Consider the following 13,071-nt stretch of genomic DNA (forward strand, 5'->3'; position numbering starts at 1 on the left):
GTTGCGGAGCGACAATCAGTGAGTCAGGAGGCAGCGGAGGCTCCGGCTCGGGCCAGATCGCTGATAGGTCCTCTTGGTTGTGGCTCATTCCGGCGGATAGCCCAGGTAGCCGACGTACGGGTCGAAGTCCACGACGTCGAACCCGACGCCGTCGTCGCCCAGCCCCTCGGCGACCTGCTCGCGGAGCCCAGTCGCCCGGGCCCGTAGTTCGGCCGCCACGGCGGGTCCGTTGATGGACAAGCCGTTCATGCTGATCACTTTGCTGACCATCGCTTCGGAGGAAGCGATGGAGTCGAGCGCCTGAGCAGCGGCCAGCTTGATGCTGCCGCCCTCCATGTCGAGGTACGCCTGGATCTGCGGGTCGATCAGCAGTTGGGTGGCCGGGTCGGTGTCTGGGATCAGCAGCCGTACCCGGCCGACCGGGGTGGAGTAGTCGAGCGCCACGGTTCCTCCTACGCGGTGAAGACCGTGACCTTCCAGGTCGAACTGGCCGGGTCGATCGCGCCCGCGGTGCCGTTGAGCACCCGGATGGTCACGGTGTCTGCGGCCGATACGAAACCGCACACCACCAGGCCGGTGTTGAGGTTGCCCGGCGGCGCGACGATGACGAAATCGCCGGTGGCGGCACCGGTCACGGTGACGGTCAGTGTGCCGACCGCTCCCGCGGCGATGGACGCGAAATCGAGCGTCGCGGTCGCGGTGAGACGGACCTGCGTGGCGGGCACTCGGCCACTGGAGTTGAGGGTGGCCAGTCCGCCCGGCTGGCCCTTGGCTGTGCTGCTCACGATGAGCTGCCCTTCTTTGATGTGCGCCTACGCGCGGGGCTGGTTCGAGCGGGCTGTGCCGGTTCCTCCAGTGCGTCACCTACAGGCGCAGGATCTTCGGCTGGGGCTGGCTCTCGAAGTTCGACCGTGTGCGGTCCGTCTTCGAGAGCCTGCTCCTGCGACACGGTGGGGCGTTCGGGGAGACGGTCCAGCACCTCTCCCAGCCGGGCGTGCAGAGCAGCGAGGTACTGCTCGGTTCCGTTGATCGGCGGAGGAAGGCCCGTCACAAGGGGCTGCCGTAGACGTGCGTGTTCATCAGGAACCCGCCCCCGTGGAGGCGACTGCGGAACGGTACTCCATGAGGGTTCCGCCGAAAACGTGCCTGACCTTGTAGTCGGTGCTGTCGGTGTCGAAGTCGCCGTCGGTCGGGTCGACCAGGCCGCCGCCGACACGCATCGCGTTGGGCGACTTGACGAACAGCTCCGGCGACTCGTGGCCCGCGAGGAAACCGACCTCCATGGCGGGGCGGCCGGTGCCGGGGTCAGCGAACAGGTACCAGGCGGTGTTGCCTGAAGTGGTGTTGATGATGGGCAGCCACGGATTGACAACGGGCCTGACCCGGTTGCGCATCCAGTTGGTGACCCTCAACTGGTTGTTGCCGGTGCCGTCGCCGCCGCCGTCCGCAGCGAGGATCTCGGTGGCGTTGATGATGTTCATCGCCGTGATCTCCAGGGCAGGCGGGATCACCAGGTGCACGCTGTCGACGTAGATCGGGTTGCCTTCGGTGTCGACCTGCGCGGCGAGCACGTTCATCGCGGTAGTCAGGCCAGCGATCGACAGCGCCGGGTTGCCGGTGACGAGGTTGGCATGGCCCACGCTGAAGAACGTCGAGTTCGGGCCGGTGGAGCTGGTGTACAGCGACGTGGCGAACTTCTCCTCTGACAGTGTCGCGGCCCGAGCCAGCCTGTCGGGCAGGCTCGCCAGTGCGTCCAGGTCGTCGTTGATGAAGTCTTCCCACGTGAGAGGAAGTCGCTTGCCGAACTTCTTGACGGAGTACTCGTACTTGCCGTCGGTCAGGGCGGCGGCCGGGTACTCGCCGGCCTGCTTCACTTCCTCCAAGACGCCTTCCCCACCGTCGAGGGTGAAGCGGCGCACGGTACGGAAGTCACGGACACGGCCCTGCTTGGCGGTCTGCCGCCACATGACCGGACGCGCCTGGTAGGAGGCGAGCATCTGCCGGTCGATGATGTCCGTGAACAGGTAGCTGAAGTCGCTGGTGGTCATGGCCTCGCGGAGGCGGTGGGTGGGGATCCGGCCGCTCAAGACGCCCTTGTAGAGGTTGGTGGCCTCCAGCAGCGACTGCTTGTAGCGGTGATCGTTACGGCCGCCGCGGACCTTACGGCCCTCCCGGGCGTACAGCTTCTCGGTAGAGGCGTCCTGGTGGGTGTAGCTCTCGATCAGATCGAGGAGTTCCATCGTGTGGTTGTCCTTGCTCGTGGGGCGCTCCGCGCCGGGGCAGCAAAAAGCCCCCGGGCATAAGCGCGGAGGCAGGAAAAGAAGGTGGTGCGCCCCAGCGGTCGGAGCGCGCGAGGTCAGTAGCCGATCTTCACCCGGATGGTGGCGGTCGCCGCGCTGGAGACGACCTCCAGGGCGTAGCCGAACCGCACGCCCGAGGTCTTCTTGCTCAGCTTCGGAGTATCGCCGGAGACGTAGTAGAGGATGTCGCCGGCCGCGACGGCGGAGTTGCCGCCGCCGTCGATGCCCTTCACGCTGAGAGTGGCCACACCGTTGGTCTTGATCGTGGTCAGGCCGTCAGATGCCTCGTTGATCAGTGCGACGCCAGGGATCTGGCCGACCACGACGGGGTCGCCGGACGCCGGAGTCGCAGGGTCGGTCGCGGTGAGGGCGAGCTGCGTGCCGTCCTCGAAGATGATGTTCTTCGCCATGTCAGGCCCTCCCGTGCACAGCGGTCTTGGCCGCGCTGTCGCTCATGCCGAGACCCTTGAATGCCTCTTCGAGCTCGCTGTCAATGTCAGAGGCGGAGATCTCCCGCTGGGACTCGCCCAGGCCGCGGACCGCCCCGATGCCGGATGCTTCCGCGACCATCGCCAGGTAGGTCTTCTCATCCTGGATGGCCTTCTTGACGGCCTCGGCAAGCCGGGCGCCGTCCAGGACGCCGTTCTCGCCCGCCGGAATGTCGCGGACGATCGCCTCAGTGACCTTGGCGTGCGCGGCCTCAGGAAGGCCGCAGCCCTTCAGAGCTTCAGCGCACACCTTGCGGGCGGCCTGGTCGTTCTCCAAGCGCAGCGTCTTCGCGTCCGACTCAGCGACCTTGGCCTCCAAGGCGGCGACACGGGCAGCCGTGGCGGCCTGGGCCTCGGTAAGCGCCGCCTGCGCGGTCTCGGCAGCCTTGGTCGCTTCGGCCAGCTGCGCGGCGAGTTCACGCTCACGTGCCGACTCGGTGACGTCGGCGCCCCGGTGCGGGGGCGCCTGCTCCTTGATGGTGCTCCCCGACATCGGGGCTCCCTTCGTGGTGGGGTTTTCGGGTAGCGCGTCAGGGTCGTCCCCTTGCTCGGGGTCGTCCCACAGGGCGCGCTGGTACAGGTGGGGGTAATCGGCCTCCACCCGGGCTGTGAAAACCTTCAGGCCGTCACCGACGGCCTGTGACAGGCCGATTCGCTCGTCGCGGGTGAGGCGGCCATCGCCGAACATGTCGTCGGCGAGCTTCGTGAAACCGAGGTGAAGGCGGGACTCCAGCCACTGCCCCAGGCTGGCAACCTCGTCGAGACCGGCTTCCTTGGCCTTCAGGAAGGCAGGCTTACCCTTCTTCTTGGTGTCCTGACCGTCCTGCGGCTCGTCGCCCTGGTCTTCGACGTCCTCGTCGTCAATCTCGGCGCCCTCCAGATCCGCAGGTTCCTCACCGGTCTTGGTGGCGGTCGGTGGTGCTTTGGCCTCCACCGCGCGCCGCAGCAGCGCGCCCTGAGCACGTGCCGACTCGAGTAGCGCCACGATTTTTCCTCCAGCTCCTGCAGCCGTGACAAAGTCCACGGATGCGGCTTCGGTCAGCGAGGTGACAATCGGCCCCGCGATGGACTCGTCCCGGGAAGCCTCGACGGTGCCGGATGCCCGGATGCTCATGCCGATGTGAGGAGCCATGGCTTCGATGACCGGCGCCCAGTGCGGGTACACCTCGACGTCGGCGTACAGGCCATCACCGTCGTACACAGCGGTGCTGGCCAGGCGGCCGGCCAGATCGCGAACGGAGCGCTCTGGCCGCTCGTACGCTTCGGTTGCCCCGGGATGGTCGAGGAAGACCGGCAGGCCCTCCCGGAAGACTCCGGCATCGCGCCGGAGCGTCGCCGCCGGGTAGTAGCCGCTGGAACCTTGGATGTCGCCCTGAATGATGCGGGCCCTGAATTTGCGGCCCTTCAGAGCTTGCCCTCCTGCAGCTTCGGTGAGCGACACCTGCTCGGTGAGGTTGCGGCGGCGGCGCCCTCTGGCGGACTCCTCAAGGAGGCCACTGACCGCATTCATCCAGTCGCTCATGTTGGGGCCGTCGATAGCAACGCCCCACCCGATCCCCGAGGCTGGCGTCACCAGCAGGCTGCTGCCAGGGGCACCCCACTCGCCCTTCAGCTCGACCGCGACGGGGCCGACGTTGGTTTTGACGTCCTGACGGGTGACCCCCTCGTCGGGGGCGTTCGGGTCGGTGTCTTCCTCGTCGAATCCCTCGTGAACGACGGTGAGCGCGCGGTCGAGCTTGCGCCAGCTCCCGGCAGTGAACACGGTTTCGACGGGGCGGCCGTCATCGCCGATATGCCGAATCCCGAACTTTCCGCCACCGGCGGGATACACGTCGACCGGGCCGTACTCGGTGTCCAGCCGCTTCGCAGTGGAGAGGTCGTATCCGGTCTGTTCTAGGCGCCCGGCGTCCTTGGGGCTGAGCGTGAACGCCGGTTGTCCGTCGATCTGCACGTCATACCGGCCCGACCCCGCCTTGGTGACGTGGCCGAACAGGAGACCCTCGCTGTCGACGACTCCGTCGCCTTCGCCGACTTTGAGCTCGTCATCGTCGTCCAGGTTGCTGACCGCCACGTCCAGGTGTCGCAGCTCATCGCCAGTGAGAGCGAAACTCCGGCCGTCGCCGATGGTGACGTGGGTGCGGTCGTCCCCCGCCCGCCGATGGACGGTAAGGCGGCCTCCGCCGACGGTGGAGAGTTGCTTGGAGGCGATCGTGGCGGGCATGCCGCGCCCATTCGGTCCGGTAGTACTTGGGGGTTGTCCGGAAGCCCGGCGAGCAACGTCGGCGGGATTGTTGCGTCCGGCGGCGACGTTTGCTTTCCGCTGCTCTTCTTTGACGCGCCGTTCTTCTTCGCGCCGCTCCTGGTCAAACACATCTGCGGTGTCACCGACGTCTCCGGCGTCATTGTCCGTGAGCGTAATTCCAGGAGCGTTCGCCGTTTCCTGCTCGCTGGCGCCTGGACGAGGGCGCATGTGCAGGGTGAAAGTTCTGTGTTCAGTGCGCTTGACTACTGCAATCGGCGAATCATCTGGAGAGGAGTCCACCGTGATGGACTTCTGCCCACCGACAACGACGCTTGGGACCTTGGAGACAGGGGTGTACCGCAAGACGCTGAGGCCATCGGTCAGTGCCTTGAACTCCGCCGGGTTGAGGTCATGCTCTTTCCCTCCAAGAGTGAGAGAGCCGCTACCGTCCTCTGTCCGTGTGAGTGAGAACCGTTTGCCGTTGCGGGTGATACCGGCTTTGGTGCCCGTCCCAGGCTTGGGTTTCCCCTGCTGCCCACCTCCGGAGGGTGCTGGGTGTGAGCCGCTTCCCCCGCTGTTGCCTCCGCCGACACCACCGGTGTGGGTTCCGCTGGAGTGCCCGAACCTCCCGTCTGGCGCCCTGGGGTGGTCTTCCTCCCTCCACGGCGCGGAGTGGCGGCCCTCGGCCATCTCAAGCTCGTCGAACATGAGTCCTCCTGTCAGAGGTCAAGGGCAGCGTGAGGACGTGCATGTAGGTTTCCGAAGAGTGGGTCCAGCCAGCTTGAAAGACGCAACCGGCCTGCAGCCGGAAGGGCGCGAACAGAGCAGCCGACACGATCAGGGACACACGAAAGCCCCGGATGAAAGATCCGGGGCTCTCGTAGCAGCAGGGTTACCTGGATGCGGTACGTGCCCGCCTTCGCCTGTCCTGCAAGGTGCAGGCTCGGCACCGCCGATAGCCTGCCACTGTGAACGCGGTGTTGACCTCGTCGAACGGGTGACCATGGACGCAGTGAGTCTTACGAGCGTTGACCGCCCAAGGCGATTCACCTCGTAGGACGTTCTCCTTGTGAGTAACCGGCTGCAAGTGGCCAGGGTTGACGCATGCGCGCACTCGGCAAAGGTGATCCGGTTCCCAGCCGTCCGGGATCGGCTCTACGAAGTGCTCATACGCCCAGCGGGCCATGTAGCCCGTGGTCCCACGCCCCCGGACGGTTGCACCCGTCGCGGGGGTCTCTTGTGTCTCAATTATCCCAGGTGAGGGCTGGTTTATCCGAAGTTTGCCGAACATTCGAGCGAGTCAGGCTGTTGAACGACGCGGGGTGTCCTTCAGCGGCGGAACACGATAGGACGGCCGCCATCCAGGGTTGTCCCGCATCACTGATAGGTCGTCCCAGTCAATCTCTCCCCGCTTCAGCAGATCGAGCCTGCTCCGCCCCATGATGGCCGTCTGATCGGCTTCGCTCTGCCTGTCGAACCACTCGCGGGCGTCCACGAACGTGTCTGGCGGCTCGGGGATATCGAACCCGAGATCCGCCCAGGACTTGGTAAGCGGCACACGGGCGCATCTTCCCTGCTGATGGTCCCACGGCCCCGGCTGGGACAGGGGATAGACCTTGCCGTGCTGCACAAGACAGCTAGGGCAGGTCCTGCGACTCAGGTCAGCGTGCCAACGCCAGCCGTCGAGGACATCGCCGTGTTCTTGCTGGCCGATCTCAGCAGCTTCTCTGTGCGCTGAGAGGATCTCAGTTCTCGACAGGTTCATCGCCCGAGTGAGGCCACCGTTGAACTCGCCCTCCAGGTTGCGCAGCATGCGGGACGCGGCGGCACGCGGGTTGTCTCCCACGACGACCCCACGAATGAGCTCCCGTTTCAGGGCGGCGGTCGCTTCGTCAGCGAGCGGCCAGTGGGCGGCGTTGATCTGCTCCGCTGTACGGCGCACGATGGCGTCGACCGTGTCGGGCTGCTGTCGCCGGTAGCGGGCCGCCATCGCCCTCGTGGAGCCGTACGGCAGCTGCGAGGCGATCAGCTCCCCCTGGCCGTCCAGAGCGATACGGGCGGCCCCCGCAGCGCCCGCGAGGGTCTGGGAGCGGGTCAGCTCAGCGAGGCGAGCCAGGGCGGCGGCGATCACGTCCAGAGCCCGCATCATGCGGGCGGTCTGCTCGATCACCTTCCGAGCTGGCCACTGCCCCTCCCCTGCTTGGAGGACTTCTCCGATGCCGAGGGCGACCTCGAAGGCCATCTGGTCCCAGGCCTTCACCCAGGCTTCCACCAGGACTCGAGTGACGTTGTCGACGATGGCGTTGACCGCTCGGCGCATCTGCTCGACCAGCCGCAGCGTCTCGGAGGTGATCGGCATGCATCACCTCCGGTTACGCCTTGGCGGGCTCCTCGTCGGGTTGTTTCGGCGCCTTGTCCGGTTCAGGTTTGTCAGGCTCGTCCTGCGGGCGGCCAGCCAGAAGTCTCGCCGGATCCTCGCCTCGGCGGAACGCGTCCACCGCGGCCTGCCCCGCCTGGCCGCCTGCCCCTTCGGGCGGCTTGAAGTTGCCGTCCTCGTCGGTCACAGCTTCGAGGATCGTGTCGATCTCCTTGATCCGCAGGGTCTCCAGTAGAACTCTCAGTGTCACTAGCGGCGGCACGTAGCCGGTGCTGTCGGCCTTGACGATCGCGTCGATCAAGGTGGCGACAGGCACGTCGTCGAGGTCTGGCCAGGAGATGTCGACGGTCGAGTCGAGGTCTCCGGCCAGGGTGACGGTTTCCTGGCCGTCGAAGTCGCCCGGCGTGACGGTTCCTTTCAGGGCGCCTTGGGGAGCACGGACGGCTTCGGTGATGACGTGGGTGAGGATCTGCCGCAGCATCTCGCCCCACACCGCGCGCCGCAGTTCCATCGACCGCTCAGTCGGCGTGTCCAATGTCTCCGCGGTCGCCCTGGCGCCGGTGGTGCCGGGGTCGCCGAGCAGCATCGTGACAGGTACGTCCAGCGCGGCGGCGACCATCGCGGCCAGCGGACGACCGGATTCAGAGTCGATGGTGGCACCCGATTTGGGCACCGCCTCCAACGCCATGTCCGGGCTCATGATGGCGGTGGCGCCAGCATGCTGCGGCTCCCCGGTAAAACGGTCAGGACCCGGCCCGGCGGCGATGCGGGCACGGACCTGCGCCTGCTTGGAGCCCTTGGAGGTCAGCCTCCACGCGAATCGGGAAAGTGCCTTGACCAGTTTCGCCCAGTCGGTCAAAAACTCCCGGTACGCCGCCGCCCAGTCCAGCGCTGCGTAGACGTCTGGGACACCCCACTTCCACCCCGCCAGGCTGCCGACTCGAACGTGGTAGACCGGGGCGTCCCACATCACCGGACCGGTGCCCTCCGCATCGGTGATCTGCGGGATACGTACCTTGGGCCGGTAGCCGAGCGCCGGGTAGTAAACGATCTGGCGGCGGGTAATACGGGCACCGGATCGCAGGTCGACCTGGTCGATCCAGGAGTCCCTACGGTAGAACCACGGCTCACTGGCGTCTTCGGGGTTCGTGATGACATCGGTGACCTCGTCCCACGGCACGAGCCTCACCCTCACCTTGCCGGTGCGGGGGCTGGTGAAGCAGGCAACGACGAGGTTGCCGTCTGTGCCCAGCGCACGCTCCAGGATCTCGTGAGCCTGCTCCCCAGTGAGAACCCTCCGGTTACCCGGGTCGTCGAGGAAGTCACGGATGACAGTGTTGACCTGTTCGTCGCGGGCTGAGATGTTGACGCCCTGCCCCCAGACGTAGGCGGCACGCAGCGACAAGCCACGCTTGATGAGCGGGTTCTTGATCGCCATCACACGGCACACCGCGGCGAGACGACCAAGTCCTTCCCTGGTGAACTCCAGGTCAGCTCGGGCGGTGAGATGCTGCCACCCCGGCTCATACATCCGGGCCTCGAGGTCCGTGAGGGCCTCTTGGAAAAACTCCGCCGTGCGGCGCTCCTGACCGAGCTGCTCAGCGAGAGCCGTGCGGCCGGTCACGCGGTACCAGGATTCCTGGAGGCGGGAGGCGATCCCCATGGTGGCCTCCCTTGCTCAGTAGTCGCTGATGTTGTAGCCGTCCAACTCGTCATCGAGTTCATCCGCGTCGACGATTAGCGTTCCGGCGAGGATCGGCGCCAGCAGCAACCGGTTGATGGCCTGGCTAGTCGCGTCGACCTGGTCGTCGTGAGAGGAGTTCGGGAAGCTGCTGTGCTCTTGGACGAAGTCACCGATCCATGGGCACAGCTCGGGGGCGGGCAGCCACACAGAGCCGGACTCCACGAACGGCGTCACAGCCTTCGCTCGCGCTTCCTTGGACCCGTCCGGCTCGACAGGGATGAGCCCTGACACCTGGCGGGACAAGCTGTTGATGACCGCGGTGCCGTTGGCTTTGTCCTCGACGTACTTCGCGATGGCCTGAGGCCACTTCGCCGCAAGCCGACGAAACTCGGCACAGGTGTCTACGAACGACAGCCGGCCGCGGACCTGATCGAGGAGGAACACCTCCAGGCCGTAGCGCGCCCACACCTGCCCCACCACGTAGTCGCTGGCGGCGGTGTCCTTGAAGGCCATGTCCCACGACATGACGACCTCGTCCGCGCCGGGCGCCCAGTGCGTACCGTCAGGGCGGACGATCCACCGCGGGCTGCTGTACTCCTTCCACCAGTGGCGGAGGAAGACATCACCAGCAGCCGGGGTTGGACGACCCTGATACAGGCTCGCCCACGTCCGGGAGCCAGAGCGGACCTTGATGGCCTCCCACTGCGCCCGAGTCCGGCCGCGGGCCGACAGCATGAACTCGCCCGGCTCCCGCCCAAGCGGGTCCGTCTCCCCCTTGTTCGGGTCATGGTCGGCCTGGGCGGGGATGTTGACAACCCGCCACAAGTGGCCGTCCTCAGCGGCGAGGAGGCGCCCAGCGAGGTCGCCATCGTGCCAGCGAGTAAGGATCAGCACCACCGGCGCCCCAGGAGCGAGACGGGTCGCGGCAACGTCAGTCCACCAGTCCCAGGCGCGTTCCCGGTAAGTCGCCGAGTCGGCTTGGGCGCGATCCTTGATCGGATCGTCGATCAGCAGCAGATCCACTGGTCGGCCTGTAAGCGCCCCGCCGATACCTGCGGCGTAGACGCCACCCTCGTGGCCGACGAGCTGCCATTCGTGCTGGGCGGACAAGTCGTCCCGCACTGACAGGCCAAGCCGTGCGCCATGGGCGACGATGTCGTCTCGGATAGCGCGACCCCACCGGCGGGCGACGTTGTGCTCGTAAGAGGTGATCGCGATGCGTGTGTCGGGCTTCTGCGTCAGCACCCACAAGGGGAAGCGGCGAGAAGCCCGCTGGCTTTTCCCTCTTGCGGCGGCATCGACAGGATCAGACGCCCGTCCTCCCGGCTGACGAGATCCACCAGTTCGGCGTCGATGAGGTCAAGGGCGGGGGTTTGCCGGGTCTTCGGGTCAAGGGCTTTCGCGAGCTTTCCGGGAGTGGACCACAACGGGCGGATGTGGCCGAGCTTGGCGAGCGCGGCGCGGCGCAGGGCAGCCAGAAGCTGCTCTTGCGCGGGCAGCGGCCAGTCCTGCCAGCCTGCGGGAAGCGTCGCGGGGGTGGTCATGGGGCACCTCGTAGGGGGTTACGGTTCAGCGGGCTCCGCGGCGCCGACGTTCAGGCCGAGCTGGGCGGCAAGGTTTTCGATCTCAGCCGTGATGCTGTCGGACACAGTGACGGCGGTCTTCGTCGGAGCGTCGAGGCCGAAGAGCTTGGCGCGCCGGGCTTCGATGTCGAGGATCGTCTTGATCGCGTCCAGGATCACCCCGTCGTCTTCCAGAGGCTCACCGTCGATCGTGATCACTTTGCCGTTCGACACCGTGACGTGTTTGCGGGCCAGGACCTCGTTCGCCTCGACGAGGAGAGCATCAAGACGGGCGGCCTGCTCAGCCCGGTAGGTCGCGATCTCCTCAGCGGGGATCTCAGCGAGGCAGGCCTTATACAGCTTGTGGGCCGCCTGCCGGGTGATGCCGAGTTGTTCGCCGATCTGCTCGAAGGTGTGGCCTACACGGCGCAGGCGCATCACTTCGGCCCGGCGGAGGCGGGATTCTTCCCGTTCAGCGGGTGGCCGACGGTCAGACACGTCAACACCTCCTGCGTCAACTTGGGGCGTTGAGGAAAGCTCTCGTCGGGGGCGACGGCCTGGCGGATAGTGGGTTCATGTGGACCCTGCTTCTGCCTGTGATCGTCGGTGGCGCGTTATCTCTGATCGGTGGCGTGGTTGGCCAGGTGTACGTGGCCCGAGCCCAGGTACGTCATCAGCGCCACCTGGCGGAGATGACCGCGTGCGAGGAGCTCTACGTCGTGTTGGGGAAGTTACGGGCCGAGCAGATCGAGGAGTCGCTCTTGACGCCGGATCAACGGAGAGATACCCGCCCGTTCCAGCAGCAGGAGATGGAGGACAGCGAAGTCAACGACTCGCTGGAGCGGCCTTGCGCGCGGATACGGGATCAGGAGTTGCGTGCAGCGGTGCGGCAGTACGCGAGGCACCGGGGGCCCCTGTCCGATCCGGATCAGCATATAAAGCTGCTTGAGCTGTTGCAGGAGCGATGCGGCGGGGTAATGCGCGGAGACAAGCAACTGGTGGACTTGTCGGAAGTGCACCGGGCTACACGGGGGAAGTCTCTGCGCCAGTAGAAGTCATCCTGCGGTGATTACAGTCGGTTGCCGCTTTGGTGTCTCCCGCCGGTGATGAGTTATACCGAGCGTGACCATCAGGGGGTGGGTCAGGTGATCTGGAAGGGTTCGCCTTCCATCTCTGGTTCTTCCTGGCCAGCAGCAACGCGGGCCCAGGGCACTTTCGTGCCGGGAGTTAGAGAGAAGTCGAAGCTGGTGCCGGGCCCTATGAGGATCTTGGCGACGATCGCCCCATCGCCATCGTCAACGTCCCATTCGGCGGCCTGCCAGTCGGAGTCTGCGGGGCGGGTGCCGTAGGCGAGTACAGCCATCTCCACGGAGAGGCTGGTCACGCTGCTGTCGCCTTCGACTACGACGGACAGGTACTCGCGGCTCCCTCTGGGAATGGTCTCGATCGCCACGTCCGTCACCTCCCAGGGTTAGCGGCGGGAGGAGCGGGCAGCCCAGCCGCGGCGAGTCGGGCCGAGGCGGATCGTGATGTCCTGGCCGGGTATCAGGGCGTGGGCATTCTCGGTGGCGGTGCCGGTGTCGGCGGTTGCGACCGTCACGGTGACGGTCGCGAATTCGGCTGCCGTTGCGAGGTCTGCTGCCGTGCTGGCCGCGGAGAGGAGTGCGGTGTCGGTCGTGGTGGCTGTGTCCGCCGCAGTGAGGCCGACGAGGGCGGTCTCGGTCGCCGTAGCGGTGTCCGCGGTAGAGGCTGCGGCGGTGAGGGCTGCAGCCTCGGTGGAGGAGGCTGTGTCGCCGCCGGAGGTGGCTACGGCGAACGAGGCGGCCTCGACTGTTGTCGCGGTATCGGTGACGGTCGGGGAGGCGTTCAGTGTCGCTGTGTCGGTGCCCGTGCCGGTGTCGGCGGTGGACAGCGCTACGACGAGGCTCGCCGCCTCTGTCGCGCTTGCCGTGTCGGCGGCGGGCAGACCTGCCGTCAGGGAGGCTGCGTCCGTGCCAGCGCCGGTGTCTGCCGAGGAGTTCGTGGCTGCCAGGGTCGCGGCGTCGGCGCTGGAGGCTGTGTCGCTGCTAGAGACCGGTGTGGGGCCGTCGGTCAGGGTGGAGGAGGACAGGCCTGGTGTGCCGTCCCAAACGGCGTTCGCGGTGTTGCCGTCGAAATAGGTGCCGAGGGTCGCGGACTCCTCAATCAGCACCATCGTGAAATCAGCGGGGTTGATCGAAAAATTTATGCTGTCGAGGATCAGCCTGCAGGCGACGGCACCGGATGGGGCGGTCGCGGTGATCGAGAGGCGGGTCACGGTGTTGGCGGTCAAGGTGAACCCGGTGCTGGGGTAGCCGAATCCGCCGCCGCCAGCGTTGATCCACTCGACGTACAGGGCTCCGCTGTTGACGTTGAAAACGTTCGCCCGCGCATAGGCCG

At 66.5% G+C, this 13,071-nt stretch carries 15 protein-coding genes; 2 read left to right on the top strand and 13 right to left on the bottom strand.

From position 1 onward, the window contains the following. Positions 1–84: 84 nt before the first annotated feature. Together AB0395_RS41250 and AB0395_RS41255 are read right to left on the bottom strand one after the other, a co-directional pair. Entirely contained in the window at positions 85–444 is a 360-nt protein-coding gene (locus AB0395_RS41250; RefSeq protein WP_366291521.1) for a hypothetical protein, read from the bottom strand. Between the two features lie 8 nt (positions 445–452). Next, on the bottom strand, positions 453–785 hold the full coding sequence (locus tag AB0395_RS41255; protein WP_366291524.1) for a hypothetical protein: 333 nt from the start codon (positions 783–785) through the stop codon (positions 453–455). Positions 786–913: 128 nt separating this feature from the next. Here AB0395_RS41255 and AB0395_RS41260 point away from each other — a divergent pair, with 128 nt between their 5' ends. Then, positions 914–1,066 (top strand): hypothetical protein, encoded by a 153-nt coding sequence (locus tag AB0395_RS41260; RefSeq protein WP_366291527.1) that lies wholly within the window; start codon positions 914–916, stop codon positions 1,064–1,066. Positions 1,067–1,079: 13 nt separating this feature from the next. On the opposite strand, the gene AB0395_RS41265 is transcribed toward AB0395_RS41260, so the two are convergent. From AB0395_RS41265 to AB0395_RS41305, 9 genes are all read right to left on the bottom strand, one after another. After that, positions 1,080–2,240 carry a Mu-like prophage major head subunit gpT family protein gene (locus tag AB0395_RS41265; protein WP_366291530.1) on the bottom strand — a complete coding sequence of 387 codons (1,161 nt, stop codon included), beginning with the start codon at positions 2,238–2,240 and terminating at the stop codon, positions 1,080–1,082. Between the two features lie 116 nt (positions 2,241–2,356). Beyond that, the gene (locus tag AB0395_RS41270) at positions 2,357–2,710 is read right to left on the bottom strand and encodes a DUF2190 family protein (RefSeq protein WP_366291533.1); all 354 of its coding nucleotides are present in this window, start codon (positions 2,708–2,710) and stop codon (positions 2,357–2,359) included. 1 nt (position 2,711) lies between these two features. Beyond that, positions 2,712–5,738, bottom strand: a complete 3,027-nt coding sequence (locus tag AB0395_RS41275; RefSeq protein WP_366291536.1) for a hypothetical protein — start codon at positions 5,736–5,738, stop codon at positions 2,712–2,714. Positions 5,739–5,922: 184 nt separating this feature from the next. Then, entirely contained in the window at positions 5,923–6,321 is a 399-nt protein-coding gene (locus AB0395_RS41280) for an HNH endonuclease signature motif containing protein (RefSeq protein WP_366291539.1), read from the bottom strand. Between the two features lie 9 nt (positions 6,322–6,330). After that, complete coding sequence (locus AB0395_RS41285; protein ID WP_366291541.1) at positions 6,331–7,389, bottom strand: hypothetical protein; 1,059 nt, start codon at positions 7,387–7,389, stop codon at positions 6,331–6,333. Positions 7,390–7,402: 13 nt separating this feature from the next. After that, positions 7,403–9,070 (bottom strand): hypothetical protein, encoded by a 1,668-nt coding sequence (locus AB0395_RS41290; RefSeq protein WP_366291544.1) that lies wholly within the window; start codon positions 9,068–9,070, stop codon positions 7,403–7,405. A gap of 15 nt (positions 9,071–9,085) precedes the next feature. Beyond that, on the bottom strand, positions 9,086–10,336 hold the full coding sequence (gene terL, locus AB0395_RS41295) for a phage terminase large subunit (protein ID WP_366291546.1): 1,251 nt from the start codon (positions 10,334–10,336) through the stop codon (positions 9,086–9,088). Beyond that, positions 10,330–10,635 carry a hypothetical protein gene (locus AB0395_RS41300; protein WP_366291549.1) on the bottom strand — a complete coding sequence of 102 codons (306 nt, stop codon included), beginning with the start codon at positions 10,633–10,635 and terminating at the stop codon, positions 10,330–10,332. Before AB0395_RS41300 ends, terL begins: the two co-directional genes overlap by 7 nt. Before the next feature lie 18 nt (positions 10,636–10,653). After that, positions 10,654–11,151 carry a helix-turn-helix domain-containing protein gene (locus AB0395_RS41305; RefSeq protein WP_366291552.1) on the bottom strand — a complete coding sequence of 166 codons (498 nt, stop codon included), beginning with the start codon at positions 11,149–11,151 and terminating at the stop codon, positions 10,654–10,656. Positions 11,152–11,228: 77 nt separating this feature from the next. Here AB0395_RS41305 and AB0395_RS41310 point away from each other — a divergent pair, with 77 nt between their 5' ends. Further along, a complete protein-coding gene (locus tag AB0395_RS41310; RefSeq protein WP_366291555.1) occupies positions 11,229–11,705 on the top strand; it encodes a hypothetical protein in 477 nt (158 codons plus the stop codon). 89 nt (positions 11,706–11,794) lie between these two features. On the opposite strand, the gene AB0395_RS41315 is transcribed toward AB0395_RS41310, so the two are convergent. Continuing rightward, on the bottom strand, positions 11,795–12,106 hold the full coding sequence (locus AB0395_RS41315; RefSeq protein WP_366291558.1) for a hypothetical protein: 312 nt from the start codon (positions 12,104–12,106) through the stop codon (positions 11,795–11,797). An 18-nt stretch (positions 12,107–12,124) separates the two neighbouring features. After that, on the bottom strand, positions 12,125–13,071 hold a 947-nt coding region (locus AB0395_RS41320), incomplete at its 5' end, for a hypothetical protein (RefSeq protein WP_366291561.1).

Source organism: Streptosporangium sp. NPDC051023, from assembly GCF_040689595.1.
GTDB lineage: Bacteria > Actinomycetota > Actinomycetes > Streptosporangiales > Streptosporangiaceae > Streptosporangium.

Coding starts and splice junctions, on each gene's coding strand:
- AB0395_RS41265 (WP_366291530.1), bottom strand. CDS start 2,240: ATGGAACTCCTCGATCTGATCGAGAGCTACACCCACCAGGACGCCTCT.
- AB0395_RS41270 (WP_366291533.1), bottom strand. CDS start 2,710: ATGGCGAAGAACATCATCTTCGAGGACGGCACGCAGCTCGCCCTCACC.
- AB0395_RS41275 (WP_366291536.1), bottom strand. CDS start 5,738: ATGTTCGACGAGCTTGAGATGGCCGAGGGCCGCCACTCCGCGCCGTGG.
- AB0395_RS41280 (WP_366291539.1), bottom strand. CDS start 6,321: ATGTTCGGCAAACTTCGGATAAACCAGCCCTCACCTGGGATAATTGAG.
- AB0395_RS41285 (WP_366291541.1), bottom strand. CDS start 7,389: ATGCCGATCACCTCCGAGACGCTGCGGCTGGTCGAGCAGATGCGCCGA.
- AB0395_RS41290 (WP_366291544.1), bottom strand. CDS start 9,070: ATGGGGATCGCCTCCCGCCTCCAGGAATCCTGGTACCGCGTGACCGGC.
- AB0395_RS41300 (WP_366291549.1), bottom strand. CDS start 10,635: ATGACCACCCCCGCGACGCTTCCCGCAGGCTGGCAGGACTGGCCGCTG.
- AB0395_RS41310 (WP_366291555.1), top strand. CDS start 11,229: ATGTGGACCCTGCTTCTGCCTGTGATCGTCGGTGGCGCGTTATCTCTG.